Below are 13,290 nucleotides of genomic sequence, written 5' to 3'. Positions count from 1 at the left end.
TTTATACATATGCACTAATAAATACTCTGAGATTTTCAAAATGATCATCAATTAATAAATATTTTTTATAGATCTCCATTAATTTCTCAAAAAGCTCGAACTGCTCTGTTACAAATAAAACTCGTAAAATATTTAACATATGCAAGGAGGCACTCTGTGCTACAACATGGTATGACACATCAGGTTGGCGATAATTCCGTCGCCACTCCTCCACGGACAAACCAATATGTTGTAGTGAGTTGTTCACCTGTAGAGCGATGTCTTGTTGAACATATGCCTCAATAGCAATTAGTTGTTCACTACTATAATTTTTTTGCACTAATGAGGCATTTATTTTTTTATTAGACGCTAGTACATGCTCCTTTAATAGGAGTAAGCCATCTTCGTAACGAGTCACTTTTACATAATGATCAAGTAAAATGGCATATAAATTTTCTAAATAATTCAGTTGATAATTTTTAATAATGGCAGGTGGTGTTGGTTTCCGATTTGGCAAAAGATCTTTATACTCCAATAAAATTTCGATAGCGTAATTATTTAATCGTTCATCCTCTAATAAATATTCGCCATAATGTATAACCATTTCACTCTGCTGTTCTCTATTTGCTATATGAAATAAAATATAGGCAATTAACACTTTTTCCTTCTCAGTTAGGGCATACATTGAGTAGCGCCATTCCGCTTCAAATGAAGTAATAAACGCTTTGACTTGATTATAATCGCCCTCCGCTAAGCAATAATGTGTAACAATTTGGTAAAGTCGTAGCTGTTTCTTAGCCAAACAGCTAGATTTATTTTTATCCACATGAGTTATACACTTATCCAGTATCACTTTATAGTTATTCACAAAGTTATCCACATGTTCACAGCTCTTTTTCATAGAATGCTCGAAATGTCCCATTATTTCATAAAGAAATGTAAATTGTTCTAACGGTCTGTGGATAAAAAGTGAATAAACTTTTTTTACGAAAAGCCAATGCCAAAACGATGAATGTTCTTTATACATCATATGCACTAAATACTCGTCCTGAAATTTATATAACATAATCGTCAGTAGTTCATTTACTGGCATTTCTATCTGCATTCGTTTCCCGAAAACCAACCAAATTAACCGTTCCAAATCTATTGTGTGTTGCGCAAAGAGTTGCTCAAAAAAAGTTTCTTTTCCCTTTTGTGTATAAAAAAAGGCATTGAGCCGGTCATTCACAAATTTTGCCTCTAAACCGTATTTGTCAAAATACATTTGCATTTCTGTTGATACACGACCCCAATATTTACGTGCTGTGGAAAAGGCAATATTCATAGCCGATTCTTCGTTTACTAAAAATAGTTTGGGTGAGAGCGAAGTACCAAGTATTTTTGGATCTTCTTGCAAATCTGACTCTGCCTCTTGCCATGTTGCAAGTAAATCTTCAGCACCCTCTACACTACCTTGTTTATATGTCATGAATAATTGCTCATCACAGTCCAACAGCATACAATTGGAGCCTCCCATCAATTTTGATCAACAAAGATCTTTCACTATCATTAAAATACATGTTTTTAACACTCTTTCTTCAATATAACAAATCTTAACTAAAATATGCTAAAAAAGTAGTGGTATGCCTATCGAAAACGCTATCAAATAAAAAATCCATCTATGAAGTGAGCACTTCATAGATGGAGATACCTTCATCACCAAAATTGTGGATATTTTCTTGTTTCTCTTAAATTATTAATCAACAAACCAAAGAAAACAATAATGACTGCCCCAATCAGCACAGGCATGATTAAGTAATTCCAGCTATAGCCCCCTAAAATAATAATTATAGGGTTGGCTCCTGCAGGTGGATGAATAATGCCTAGAAAGGCCATGAAAAATATGGTTAACCCAACACCAAGACTGATGGACAACATGCTCGAACCTAAAGTTGTATACAATGCTAGGCCAATAAATGCAGACACTACATGACCTCCGATAATATTACGAGGCTGGGACAATGGTGCATTCCAAACAACAAATACAAGTACACAGCTCCCACCAAGGGATGCCATTAACCAAGGTGCATCTGTATAATTTGTTAACCAAAGCAACGCAAAAATACAAATTAAGCCACCGATCGCACCAGTAAAGGCATCAGCAAAGTTTGTCCGAGAAGGTGCATGTCCTCCTCCCTTCATCTTTAAGATAAAGGGTTTTACCATATTCTTTTTTTCTATTTTATTTCCCACTCTCAAAAATTCTGTCATTCAGCACCAACTTTTCTACTCAACTCTAATCTATTTAAATACTGACATATTGATGAACGTTAAACTTTATTCATTATATCAACCCATCAAGGGATTTCAATTCTAACTTCAAATTTCCGACAAATATTCACTTTTTCCACTTACAACACATACAAAAAAAAGCAAACCTTTAAAAGTTTGCTTTTTAAAAATAGATTAATTAATCATATTGTTTTTTCACAGTTTTATAAATTCGAACCTTTTTCAGTATTGTTTTAGGTACTTGGAATGTTGCTGTGACCACCCCGGGATGACGACCAATCTCAATAGAACCTGTGATCGTTGCTCTATTTAATACTTCTGGTTCGGTCATTTCAAATAGCTTTGATGCTCGACGAATGGCATTATCAGTTGCCTCATTTAATGTCTTGCCAGAACCAACTACTGATACAGGGAATGCCTCCTCTATCTGTTTCACACCGAACTCCTCTGCTAGCTCGCGAGCACGACGTTTTTCTTCTTTTGTAAAAGGCTTCGCTGTGTATGGTAAATCTTCCTCGTTTGGTAGTAACACAGGACCCTCCAATGCTACTTTCTTCAAGACGCTAACTTGAAGCTGGACAATCCCTGCTACATCTGTTGTATGTCCTGCAATCTCACCATCACCCTGCATGGCATGCATATCTCCAATATATACACCACCGCCAGGTACCTTAACAGGGCAAATAATTGTTGCTCCTTCACGAACTCTGCTAATATCCATATGTCCATCAGTACGATGTAAATCCAATTCATCCTGTGTAAATGCATATTCATGTGGTGCCCCAATTAAAAATGAACCGAAATCACCCGCGTTATGGGAATCTGGCATTGCCTTTGAAGGTGTTGTGCCAAGTTGACCTAAAAATGGGCGCATTCTAGCCATTACACCTACTATGTCGCTTGGCGCTAGCGCAACAACAGGGTTTTGAGAGGAATTTTCTGGTGTTCTCATATAATTTTTCGCATCAAGGGCTATACGACGAGCACCCTCTCGTCCAACCGTTACACCTATATGCCCTTTATGGTCAAACGTCATTGTGTAGCCATTGGTCATTTTGAATGGTGCTGTTTCTGTGTCACATGTCGAACAGCGAATCGCTTGAGGACCTATGCCTTTAACAACTGTGCTTGGGTGGAGCTTGCCACAACCTGGGCACTTTACGGAAACAAATGGGTCCCCAATGAATCGATCTGTAATCGCCTCATCGTGACCAGATGAAGTGGCAAGTGATGTCACCTGAATAGACTTAATTTTAATGACGATGGCGTCACCCACCTCAGCCCCCTCCACAAAGACAGGCTTCGTTACTTCATGTCCACCACGTATAGTTGGTGTTAGCATGGGTCCCCAGCATCCAGGTGTTGTATTGGCAATGATCGTTCCTCCATCTTTAACCGGCCCAAGCATTTGCCGCGAAGGGTCTAAAATCCCATCTATGAACTCATTTACGAACAATGTCTCAGCGGCTTGCGGTTGCTGTATAAGGTCACTTTCTAGTCCTTCTTTGTCAAGCACATGCAATTCGTTTGTCATTTTTCGTCACGCTCCTAGTTTTGTTTTTTTATGTATAAGGTTATATGTAAAAAACGCTCTCCACATTTGCAGAGAGCTATTTTTTTATCTTCTTTCGGTCCTTGAACTGCACACAGCAGCAAATACCAAAGTACAGTTAATTATTCATATATAAATCAAAAATATGTGAGAAATCTTCCTTTTTGTACTGATCTTTATGATCAATCATCCAAGAATTCGCAAAGCGGGTAATATTCTCGAATGACGCTGATGGAGAAATGTTATCATTGCCAATTCGACCAAGTGATGAAGCAGCAATATTTAAGCTTTTTTCTGCTACTTCTAACTTATAGGCATTGTTCTTTTGTTCGTAGCTAATCGCATGTAGTGCTTTATATAAATCTTTAATGTCATCAATAAAGCGTTTATGAATGTCGATGGATAGTGGAGAATTGCCGATTGTAAACTTAATTTCGACATCAAGGTCAATTGTTCCTGCTGTTTCGAGAAAAACATCTGTAATGGCGTACAGAGAATAGTCATAGCGACGTAGTAATCGTTTCTTACTCATGGCACTTTCGCCATCTACATGGAGAATAGCACGATTTGTAAAACAGTACTCATCTGCCTTCGTTTTAATTAAAAAGAAAATTTTCTCACCTATTTCGTGTAGGATAAAATCATCTGCATCTGTTTTATCATAGTCCTCTCGATGGACGACTACCCCAATATCAGATAATCCTAATGCATCGGCTGCAATTTTTTTAAACATCGCCATTCCTCCTCAATAATTTATACTCTTTTTACGCTTTAGCATCTGTAAAGGTTTCATTACTTTCCTCCATTATCTATTTCAGGCATGCATCTAGCTAGAGAAAATCTTCTATTAGCAATACTTCATTTCCTCTTTCCTGTACATTTCATTTATAATGATTTTCATAAAAGGATTCTTTCAAAATGAAAGTATTCATCAAAAGAAAGGGCGTGTAAATAAGTGCAAGAGCCAACCATATTAGTAGTGGATGATGAGGTAGATTTAGCGAATCTCCTAAAAGTAAGCTTACAAAAAGAAGGCTATAAACAAATTTATACAGCTGGCTCCATTCACGATGCTTGGACAAGCTTTCAACAAACAAATCCAGATATTGTGCTTCTAGACGTTATGCTTCCTGATGGTGAGGGCTACGATTTATGTAGACGAATCCGTGAAGTATCACATGTACCTGTGCTCTTCATGTCTGCTAAAAATGAAGAAATCGATAAAATTTTAGGGCTAGCCATTGGAGGCGACGATTATATTACAAAACCCTTTAGCCCTAAGGAAGTTGCCTATCGCGTAAAAGCACAATTACGTAGGGCTGGCTATCGAACACAGGAGACAACTTCGAGCATTCCAGAAAAAACGATACAAATTGGGCCATTCCTGTTAAACGCTGACGAAACTGAAGTACACAAAGAAGGGGTTTTATTGGAGTTAACTGCTAAGGAAATTGGTTTAATGGCATGCTTTATGCACAATCCTAATCGAATTTTAAGTAAAGAGACTCTATTTGAGCGTGTCTGGGGAGAGGATTTTTTCGGTTCTGATAATACTGTCATGGTGCATATTCGACGACTACGTGAAAAAATTGAACAGGATGCTTCTAAACCTTTATATATCACAACTGTAAAAGGACTTGGATATAAGTTCGTCCTACCAAAAGTGGCACAAGGATGAAGTGGAAATTAACTGCTCGCTTTCTCTTCTCAGTTCTATCGATTGTTATCATCGTTATTTTCATCAATACGGCCATTTTAATAGGACTCCTTACTTATCGGTTAGCAACTGATTCTGAAGGTGTTTCTGCAACTGAAGAGGAAAATTTTGTACGGGAATTTCAAAAGTATATTGAAATTAAAAACGGCGCTCCCTCAGTAAGTGCTGATGGACTTGAACAATTACATCAGCGAAATGCTTGGATTCAAATGCTTGATGCAAATGGCCAAGTTATTGACGCCCACTTTGCACCAGAAAAAGCATCTTTACACTATGCACCCATCGACTTAATTCAAGTATATAAATATAAAGAATTTGATTCTGATACTACGGTGTATATTGGTAGTAAGGGTGATTTTAGTTATTTAATTGGTATTAAAGGTAGTGGTGTTACAAGATTTATCATGCATGTTTCTGGAACATCACTTTTACAGTTTGTTGGGAAATTTGGGTTGTTCATTGTTATTGCTGACTTATTAGTAGCTACATTGGTAGGCTGGCTTTTTGGTCGTACACTAACGAAACCTCTTTATGCGATGATAGAACGTATTCATCAGTTAAAGAATCATGAGCATAAATCCATTAAAGCCCCTGGTGGTGTTTACAAGCCTGTTTTTGAAAATTTAAATGAAGTATCGCAAGAATTGGCTGCCCATGAGCAGGAGAGAAAAAGACTGGAGATCATGCGTGAGGAATGGATTAGTAATGTCTCCCACGATATGAAAACCCCGCTCGCCTCTATTCGTGGTTATGCAGAGCTCTTGAATGATGACCAATTAGCACATAGTGAACAATCTGAGTACGCTAAAATTATCGAAAAACAATCGTTGCATATGCAAGATCTACTTGATGATTTAAATTTAACAATGCGTTTAAGACATCAACGACTTCCACTAACATTAAGTAATGTGAATATGGTGCCATTTATTCGTGAAATTGTCATTGATACATTGAATACACCACAATATGAACTGGCTAATCTTGCATTTGAGGCAGCCACCGAGAACAGCCCACATCAAATTGACGAGCATTTTATGCGCAGAGCTATTATGAACTTTTTACACAATGCCCTTCTTCATAATGCTCCTGATGTATCAGTCGTTGTATCTGTAGATAAAGATGCTATTACAATTACTGATAATGGTAAAGGGATTGCGGCGGTGGATTTAGAACATATTTTTGAACGCTATTACCGAGGAACAAATACCGAGAAAACAACTGGCACTGGTTTAGGCACAGCTATTGCTAGAGATATCATCGAGGCCCATGGAGGTACTGTTACCATCACCTCTGAAGAAGGAAAAGGGACAAGCGTCCACATTTATCTAAAAAAGGAGCAGTCCTAGTTCTATGACTGCTCCTTCTTGCTATTTCAATTGATCTTGTACTTTAGCAGGTAATTCGTGGAATTTTACTTCATCATAAGAAGTAACTTCATTTTCTTTTTTTACATAAAGCTTTAAATAAGCGTCATGACGTAAATTTTTCTGTGCTGAAAATTTTAATGTTTTTTCTTTACCATTTTTATTGTAAGTAGGTAGCTCGTACCAATACATTTTAAAGATTTCACCATTACTTGCCTTATACTCCTCTACCTCTCCATCAGCTGTAATATGGACATAGTACGTGTCTTTATTTAAACGATTAAAGTCTACCGTCATCAATACAACCAATCCTGCCACAAATAAGATGAACAATGCACCTATTCCTAAAAATACTTTTTTCATATTAATTCCCCTGTCTCACTATTTTATAGAACGAACGTACGGTAAAGATATAATAAACAAAGTAAATTGCTGAATAGGCAACCATCCACAAAATGACTGGCTTAGTAATATTCATACCAAATAGCTGTGAAAATGCTAGTAATGCAAACGCACTATGCACGATACCCACGATAAGAGGGGCACTAAAAATCACAGCAACCTGCCCTGCCACTGTCTTTAAAATTTGCTTACTATTTACACCGATTTTATTTAATATTGCATATTTGGCCTGATCTTCTTCAGCTTCCGTTAAAATTTTGAAATAAATAATACTACCTGTTGCCGCTAGGAAAACCAAACCTAGGAAACTTCCCACAAACAATAGTGCACCAACTGTCGCTAAACTATCCTCATAGCTTTGCGGAACACTAGAGAAGGTTTCTTGTTGCTCTGAAGGCAATTGCTTGTATATATCCTTGGAAACGTCCTGTTGTTTCAAATCATTGTCTAATCCAACAACCTGCATCTTCATTACTTCAGCATCTGTAGTCGAAAACTCCTGATCATTCACAACGAGTACTGTTCCCGCTGCTATAAAGTTTAGAACGCTTTCCGTGTACATCTTCTCTACATGGAAAGAATCACCGTTTTGTAACTTAAAGTTTTCACCCGTAAAGTCATGTGAAAATCGTTCATCGTAGGCTGCATCGAGTAAAACCGTAGAGCCATCTGCAATGTGTAGTTCTTCATCCTTGCCTTGTAATTTAGCTAAACGATTATAATCTGATTCCTTCAATAATGTATATTCGAAAAACGAGAATTCATTATCGACACGTAAATTTTTGACAGACAGCGCTTCGTTATATAAGACGTCTTGCTGAGAAAATTCAACTGTCTCGCCTTTCCACATAAATGTATTTGGCAACATCTGACGAACAGTTGCTTCTGCATTGTAATACATACCGAAGACACCACCACCAGCTGTAATCGTTGTTGCACTTAAAATTGCAATGATTGACAGTGATTTAGCATTGGCTCGAATACGATACAATAACTGAGAGACACCAATTAGATTTAAGCCCTTCCATGACCATGATGTGGCTCTTTTTAAAGCCGTTAACACAAAGACACTGACACTATGGAATAAAAGATATGTTCCTGCAATCGTTACACCAATAACCATTAATGGCGTACCTAATACTGTAAAGAATCTCCAAATTTCACTCGTAAACATATCAGACGCAGCTGTATAATAACCAAATGCAATGAGCGCTGTTCCTAATACTGCAGCTACTAAAGATGCACGTGGAATATGCTCACCCTGTTTTTCTGCATGAAATAAATCAATCAGTTTAAATTGATAAATAACACGATAGCCTTGTAATGATGTAAATAAAAACAGTAATGTAAAAATGCCTGTTGTATTAACCAGTGCCTCTACTGAAAATGTTAGGCTTCCAACAATTTCATAGCCCATTAATCGAACTAAGATCATTAACAGTCCTTGCGACATAAAGAATCCTAGAACGATACCAAGTATTAGCGAAACTAGCCCTATAACTAAATTCTCGAAAAAGAGCATTAAGCCAATTTTTTGCTTACGCACACCTAGTAATGAATAGAGGGCTACTTCCTTTTTCCGCTTCTTCATAAAAAATGAATTGGAATAAGCCATAAAAATGACAATAAAGAATAGTAGCACTACTGACGAGGCACTCATCAATCCCTTAATCTGTTGTGAGGATTGTTTTAAAGCTGAAAGATCGTCATTATATTTCAACGTCACGAACGTAAAGTAAATGACGATACTGAATACCATAGAGGCAATATATAAAAAGTAATTCGACAAATTACGTTGAATATTTTTACGCGCTAAACTAAATAACGTCATTTACTCCACCCCCGATGCTTGACAGCACCTGCAAGATCTCTTGGAAAAATTGCTTCCTTGTTAGAGTCCCACGTTGAATTTCCTTAGAAAGCTGCCCATCCTGAATAAATAGGATGCGCTGACAGAAGCTAGCTGCAAAGGCATCATGGGTAACCATCATAATGGTAGATGCTTGCGATTGATTTAAATCACTTAAACTTTCAAGCAAATCTGTTGCTGATTTTGAATCTAGTGCACCTGTAGGCTCATCAGCAAAGATTAATTTTGGCTCTGTTACTAACGCTCGTGACGACGCTGTACGCTGCTTTTGTCCACCCGATATTTGATAAGGATATTTATCCAATAAATCATTAATACCAAACAATGAGGCAATACGATCAACTCTGGCGCTAATAGCTTTTGTTGGCATCTTTGCAATAGCCAATGGCAAGACTATATTTTCTCGTACAGTTAACGAATCAAGCAAGTTATAGTCTTGGAAAATAAACCCCAAATTATCACGACGGAAATCTGCTAATTCAGCATCTTTCATACGTGCTAAGTTTGTATCACCAATGATAATTTCACCAGTAGTTGGCGTATCGATCGTCGCTAATACATTAAGAAGCGTAGATTTTCCAGCTCCTGAAGGACCCATTACACCAACGAATTCACCTTTTTTTACTTCAAATGATATATTAGATAGCGCTGTAAAAGTATTAGCGCCCTTGCCGTAAGTTTTCCCAACATTTTGTACCTTTAATAATGGCGTCATATACGCTCCACCTCTTCTTTCTGACTTTAGTATACGCCCTCAAACTTACAGCAAATTTGTCGTAAGCTTACAGCAACCTTAAATCATGTATTCTCGTTAAAACTCTGCCTTCACCGCACAATCTTTGAAATTTATCGATAAAAAAAGATTCATACACAGTTTGTGCATGAACCCTTTTAACTTATTATGCTAAAACTTTTTTAATATCATTCTCAAAACTACTTGGTTTATCTGCCGATGCGTATCGTCCAACAACCTCGCCATCTCGATTCACTAGGAATTTCGTAAAATTCCACTTAATGCTATTGCCTAAAAACCCTTTTGAATGAGAAGTAAGATAATCAAAAATAGGATGTGCTTCTTTACCATTCACCTTAACCATTTCATGCATCGGGAACGTCACACCGTAGTCTAATCGACACTGTGATGCCGCTTCTTCAGCCGTCGCAAGCTCTTGCTTGAATTGATTGGACGGGAAACCTAGTACAACAAGACCTTCTTCCTGATATTTCTCAAAGAGGTCTTCTAATTCCTCAAATTGCGGGGTAAAACCACATTTCGAGGCAGTATTGACAATTAACATTGGCTTTCCCTTATAACTTTCTAGACTATAAACAGTACCATCTTCTAAAGTTACGTTAATATCATAAATACTCATTGCTCTCTACCTCCTATTTATAAACGTCCGTTCATTCTTGCGACCTGTTGTAAAGGATCCCAAACACCGTTAAATGGCGGAGCATAAGCTAAATCTAAATCTAGCAAATCAGGTAATGTCATTTTACTATATAATGCGGTTGCAAAAACATCGATACGCTTATCAACACCAGCTGGTCCCACAATTTGTGCACCTAATAGCAACTGATCTCGTTTACGTACAACTACCTTAATGTACATACGTTGTGCACCTGGATAATAGCCTGCAATATGGCGAGCTGATAATTTAAAGGCCTCGTAATCAAAGCCAAGTTCTTTTGCATTGCGTTCATTAATACCTGTTGTAGCGATTGTTAAATTGAAAAATTTTAAAATAGACGTCCCAACTATCCCTCTAAACGGAGCAAACTTACCAGACATATTAAGCCCCGCTAGCCGGCCTTGTTTATTGGCAGTCGTTCCCAAAGGAACATAATCTAAACGTTCTTTGACAATATTAAAATGAGTTGCACAATCTCCTGCCGCATAGACATTCTCCACAGAAGTTTCTAAATGACGATTGACGATAATAGCTCCATTCTTTGCAAAAGCTATACCAGTACCTTCTAGAAACTTTGTATTTGGTCTAATACCAGAAGCAACAATGACTAAATCTGTTTCCAAGACACCATTATTTGTGATGACCCTTTCCACTCGGTTATTCCCTTCAAAAGCTTCTACATCTGTATTTAATAACAGCTCTACATTGTTCTTTTTTGCTTCTTCATGAACATGTTGAGCAAGCTCTTCATCTAAAATTTTTGCCACATGGCTTCCTCGTTGGACAAGTCTTACCTTTTTCCCACAGGCATGCAATGTTTCTGCCATCTCTAATCCGATATAGCCGCCACCAATAATAGTTACCTGTTCAATATCAGGCGTTAAATCAGCCATTAAATCTTCTAATTGAGGAATTGTTTTTACGGTGTGGATACCTTCTAGATCAACACCTCTTTTGACAGGTACAACTGGATCTGCCCCTGTTGCAATAAGAAGCTTATCATAGGAAACTTCAAATACTTCGCCACTTGCCTGTATCCCCGAAACAACCTTCTTCTCTACATCTACCTTTTCTACCTCATAGCCAACTCGTGCATTGATGCCATATTTACCTCGAAAAGTTTCAACATCTCTTGCAATCAATCGTTTGGTTGATGAAATACGACCATCTACAACATATGGCAATCCACATTGTCCATATGAATAAATAAAGCCACGTTCTAAAGTAGTTATTTCCGCTCCTGGTACATTACGATAGATTTCCATAGCTGCAGACATCCCCGCAGCATCTCCCCCAATGATGACGTATTTCATTCGACGGGCCCCCTTATTTTTTCCTTGTTGCCGTTAGATCTGCATATTGATCGATATACAAACGACGTTTTCCTCCGCTTACAATGACACGTATAACATGAATAGCTACAATCATTATAAGTACAAAACCTCCTAATGAGGCGAGTAGAGAAATGACAATTTGTAGGACATAAAATGGTGAATCCATATCTAATTGAATGTCCCCGATTGTTGTAATGGCCTCTAATAGAGAAACGGTGGCGACAATCGCTATACAGCGTCTCCACGACTGCCTTACAATACTTTTGCCTTTCTTATTGACCATTGTAAAACGCATAACTTTCATACCTAGCGTTGCGCCATTCATTATACTTGGTATGAAACCAAAGAGAACCATGTATAGTGCAATGATGACCAAGAATTCGAAAGTGCCACTATACCCAGTCAGAGCACCAATAATGAGCCAAATCACTTGCCCGATAAAGAAATCAATGACTAATGCCAGCAAAATTGAAATTGGTTTTACAATACCACTTTTTTCCATTTCAGAAGCTTTAGCCTCAACCTCTTCATGAGAAGGAAATAGAGCCCATACGATAGGTGCTAAAAAGAACCCCAGTAACGCGCCTACACTGTTTAGCAATAAATCATCCACATCAAAGATACGGTAGGCACAATTAAAAATGCCATAAATACCTGTTCTTTGTGTGATCTCATAAAACAATGTTAGCAAAAAGCTTAATAAAAATGCACGTTTCCAGTACCTTCTTTCTTGAAGAAAATATCGTAAGTACACACCAAATGGCATCAATAATAAGAAATTAAAAAAGGCTTGATAAAATGCTTGTTGTTTCGTGATAGCAAGCCATGTCGACGGATTTGTTATAACAACCCCACTGTTTTTTAAAATATCATCCACAAATTGAAAAAGTCGTAAATTTGTATGGACTGTGTCTGGCGATTGAAGTGAGCAAGTATCTCTTGTAGCTGGGAATGGCAGTAATACTAAACAGAGCGCGGATAAAAAGTAAAAAATAAATGAGAACATTATAATGGTTTTAGACATTGATAAATAACCATATTTTCGATACGTATAAATAAGCCATGGAGTAAAAAGAACAAATGATAAAATAATAGTTATAAAAAATGCAATAAAAATGGATTGTGTGTAAGTTGACATATAAAAGCACCTCTCTATTTAAACTGCCCGAATTTATGAACCCTAAAACTCAGTTTAATCCTCAAACTCTACACGAATATGTCAATAAGCTTACATAATCCTTAAGTCAATCCATCGCGTAATTGCGTCCAGATCTATTCGAGCCTGATCGAATTAATCTGAGACATCTGCAGCAGACTATGGGACAACATGAGTGTTCCCATTAACATTGCCATAGGACATAGCACTTTTTGACAGTGTCCCACTATTTC

General features: G+C 37.4%; 12 protein-coding genes. 2 read left to right on the top strand and 10 right to left on the bottom strand.

What is annotated here, in order from left to right:
- Position 1 precedes the first annotated feature (1 nt).
- From AO843_RS12175 to AO843_RS12160, 4 genes are all read right to left on the bottom strand, one after another.
- A complete protein-coding gene (locus tag AO843_RS12175) occupies positions 2–1,447 on the bottom strand; it encodes a hypothetical protein (protein ID WP_231630134.1) in 1,446 nt (481 codons plus the stop codon).
- A 227-nt stretch (positions 1,448–1,674) separates the two neighbouring features.
- A complete protein-coding gene (locus tag AO843_RS12170; protein ID WP_054611367.1) occupies positions 1,675–2,229 on the bottom strand; it encodes an HPP family protein in 555 nt (184 codons plus the stop codon).
- 199 nt (positions 2,230–2,428) lie between these two features.
- Positions 2,429–3,784 carry an acetamidase/formamidase family protein gene (locus AO843_RS12165; protein ID WP_054611366.1) on the bottom strand — a complete coding sequence of 452 codons (1,356 nt, stop codon included), beginning with the start codon at positions 3,782–3,784 and terminating at the stop codon, positions 2,429–2,431.
- Between the two features lie 136 nt (positions 3,785–3,920).
- On the bottom strand, positions 3,921–4,535 hold the full coding sequence (locus AO843_RS12160) for a PH domain-containing protein (RefSeq protein ID WP_054611365.1): 615 nt from the start codon (positions 4,533–4,535) through the stop codon (positions 3,921–3,923).
- Between the two features lie 222 nt (positions 4,536–4,757).
- On the opposite strand from AO843_RS12160, the gene AO843_RS12155 reads away from it, so the two are divergent.
- Complete coding sequence (locus AO843_RS12155) at positions 4,758–5,480, top strand: response regulator transcription factor (RefSeq protein WP_054611364.1); 723 nt, start codon at positions 4,758–4,760, stop codon at positions 5,478–5,480.
- Positions 5,477–6,865, top strand: a complete 1,389-nt coding sequence (locus tag AO843_RS12150; RefSeq protein WP_054611363.1) for a sensor histidine kinase — start codon at positions 5,477–5,479, stop codon at positions 6,863–6,865. The genes AO843_RS12155 and AO843_RS12150 overlap by 4 nt, the downstream gene beginning before the upstream one ends.
- 21 nt (positions 6,866–6,886) lie before the next feature.
- Here AO843_RS12150 and AO843_RS12145 read toward each other — a convergent pair whose 3' ends face one another.
- The 6 genes from AO843_RS12145 to AO843_RS12120 form a co-directional block, all read right to left on the bottom strand.
- Positions 6,887–7,246 carry a YxeA family protein gene (locus tag AO843_RS12145; protein ID WP_054611362.1) on the bottom strand — a complete coding sequence of 120 codons (360 nt, stop codon included), beginning with the start codon at positions 7,244–7,246 and terminating at the stop codon, positions 6,887–6,889.
- A gap of 1 nt (position 7,247) precedes the next feature.
- Complete coding sequence (locus AO843_RS12140; RefSeq protein ID WP_054611361.1) at positions 7,248–9,116, bottom strand: ABC transporter permease; 1,869 nt, start codon at positions 9,114–9,116, stop codon at positions 7,248–7,250.
- Positions 9,103–9,870: an ABC transporter ATP-binding protein gene (locus AO843_RS12135; RefSeq protein ID WP_054611360.1), complete on the bottom strand. Its 768-nt coding sequence runs from the start codon at positions 9,868–9,870 to the stop codon at positions 9,103–9,105. The genes AO843_RS12140 and AO843_RS12135 overlap by 14 nt, the downstream gene beginning before the upstream one ends.
- Positions 9,871–10,054: 184 nt before the next feature.
- Complete coding sequence (locus tag AO843_RS12130; protein ID WP_054611359.1) at positions 10,055–10,528, bottom strand: glutathione peroxidase; 474 nt, start codon at positions 10,526–10,528, stop codon at positions 10,055–10,057.
- A 17-nt stretch (positions 10,529–10,545) separates the two neighbouring features.
- Positions 10,546–11,880: an FAD-dependent oxidoreductase gene (locus tag AO843_RS12125; RefSeq protein ID WP_054611358.1), complete on the bottom strand. Its 1,335-nt coding sequence runs from the start codon at positions 11,878–11,880 to the stop codon at positions 10,546–10,548.
- Between the two features lie 13 nt (positions 11,881–11,893).
- Positions 11,894–13,039, bottom strand: coding sequence for a VanZ family protein (locus AO843_RS12120; RefSeq protein WP_054611357.1), 1,146 nt, complete (start codon positions 13,037–13,039; stop codon positions 11,894–11,896).
- Between the last annotated feature and the right edge of the window lie 251 nt (positions 13,040–13,290).

Source organism: Lysinibacillus sp. ZYM-1, from assembly GCF_001308875.1.
Lineage (GTDB): Bacteria > Bacillota > Bacilli > Bacillales_A > Planococcaceae > Lysinibacillus.
This window is presented reverse-complemented; position numbering and strand designations above follow the sequence as displayed.

What these genes read in the sequence shown, in the direction of transcription:
- AO843_RS12175 (WP_231630134.1), bottom strand. Translation starts at nt 1,447, where the DNA reads ATGACATATAAACAAGGTAGTGTAGAGGGTGCTGAAGATTTACTTGCA.
- AO843_RS12170 (WP_054611367.1), bottom strand. Translation starts at nt 2,229, where the DNA reads ATGACAGAATTTTTGAGAGTGGGAAATAAAATAGAAAAAAAGAATATG.
- AO843_RS12165 (WP_054611366.1), bottom strand. Translation starts at nt 3,784, where the DNA reads ATGACAAACGAATTGCATGTGCTTGACAAAGAAGGACTAGAAAGTGAC.
- AO843_RS12160 (WP_054611365.1), bottom strand. Translation starts at nt 4,535, where the DNA reads ATGTTTAAAAAAATTGCAGCCGATGCATTAGGATTATCTGATATTGGG.
- AO843_RS12150 (WP_054611363.1), top strand. Translation starts at nt 5,477, where the DNA reads ATGAAGTGGAAATTAACTGCTCGCTTTCTCTTCTCAGTTCTATCGATT.
- AO843_RS12145 (WP_054611362.1), bottom strand. Translation starts at nt 7,246, where the DNA reads ATGAAAAAAGTATTTTTAGGAATAGGTGCATTGTTCATCTTATTTGTG.
- AO843_RS12140 (WP_054611361.1), bottom strand. Translation starts at nt 9,116, where the DNA reads ATGACGTTATTTAGTTTAGCGCGTAAAAATATTCAACGTAATTTGTCG.
- AO843_RS12135 (WP_054611360.1), bottom strand. Translation starts at nt 9,870, where the DNA reads ATGACGCCATTATTAAAGGTACAAAATGTTGGGAAAACTTACGGCAAG.
- AO843_RS12130 (WP_054611359.1), bottom strand. Translation starts at nt 10,528, where the DNA reads ATGAGTATTTATGATATTAACGTAACTTTAGAAGATGGTACTGTTTAT.
- AO843_RS12125 (WP_054611358.1), bottom strand. Translation starts at nt 11,880, where the DNA reads ATGAAATACGTCATCATTGGGGGAGATGCTGCGGGGATGTCTGCAGCT.
- AO843_RS12120 (WP_054611357.1), bottom strand. Translation starts at nt 13,039, where the DNA reads ATGTCAACTTACACACAATCCATTTTTATTGCATTTTTTATAACTATT.